This window comes from Vibrio sp. 1288, assembly GCF_033344475.1.
The window spans coordinates 1-1,130 of the sequence record NZ_JAWPOX010000126.1 but is presented as its reverse complement, the minus strand read 5'-3'; the positions used below and the strand labels follow the sequence as shown (position 1 = coordinate 1,130).

Annotated in this window: 1 protein-coding gene; it reads right to left on the bottom strand. The window is 47.1% G+C overall.

Going from position 1 to position 1,130, the window contains the following annotated elements:
• Positions 1-250: 250 nt before the first annotated feature.
• On the bottom strand, positions 251-1,130 hold an 880-nt coding region (gene clcA, locus R8O11_RS25050), incomplete at its 5' end, for a H(+)/Cl(-) exchange transporter ClcA (RefSeq protein ID WP_318194587.1).

The following is a 1,130-nucleotide window of genomic DNA, read 5'->3' as shown; positions in this document are numbered from 1 at the left end:
TGCGCAATTGTTGACTCATTTTGGCCTGTAGTGGGCGGATTTGAGTGGAACAATTGCTCTATTTTATGGCGCGAATATTAACAAGTTTAACAGGCGATGACGCCTAAACATGATGGGTAAATATCAGAGAATGAGAATTTTGTGAGTTTGGTATCGAATATTTGCGAACTGTTGCAAAATTATAGAAATGCAGGCTCCAAACATTCGTGATATTTACAAGTAGGTTTGGAGCCTGAGTGCTTTAAGTTGCCTAGGAGGCCTGATTTTCAGGGAGATCTTGTTGACGTAGCTTGTCATTTTTAAGCGTACGATGCAGCAACTGGCTGTAAATAGGTTGTCCACCAAGCAACTGTGCGACAATCACCGCTCCTAGACAAGTAATGATTAGCGGAAGAATCAGATAGTAGTTGTTGGTCATTTCGATCACTAACAAAATACCAGTGATAGGCGCGCGAACTGTCGCAGCGAACAGCGCTCCCATTCCTGCAATCGCAAAGACGCCAGGTTCTATATCAAGCGTTGGCAACAGAACATCTGCGCTTGCGCCAAATGCGTATCCAAACAATGTGCCCAGCGCGAGCATTGGCGCGAAAATACCGCCTGGTGCGCCAGAGCCAAAGCAAAGCAAAGTTGTGACCACGCGACCAATAAACAGCAGCACTAAAATAGAGATTGAGTAGTTACCTGTTGTGACATCGGGAATAAGTGCAATACCCCCGCCCGTTAATTGAGGTACGTAAAGCAACAGCAGGCCAAATACGCCGCCCAAAATAGAGCCCGTGATCAGGTAACGTTTACGGTCGTTTTTATGAATAGCAACAAAGCTGTCTTGCGCCACTGTAATCAGTTTGTTGAAAATCACGCCAAACACGCCAAACAGTGCGCCAAGTAATAGGAACAACCACAACGTTTGTAGCGCTGGGGATTGATATTGCGGCATGGTGATTACGGCGTCTTGACCATTGATGGCGCGGAACACAATGTTCGCCATAATGGCAGAAATGATCACGGCACGAATCGAGATGAGCGAGTAGCGAAACTGAGGTCGCATTTCCTCAACTACGAACATGATCCCCGCAAGCGGTGCATTAAAGGCCGCAGCCAATCCGCCAGCAGCACCAGAAGCGAGC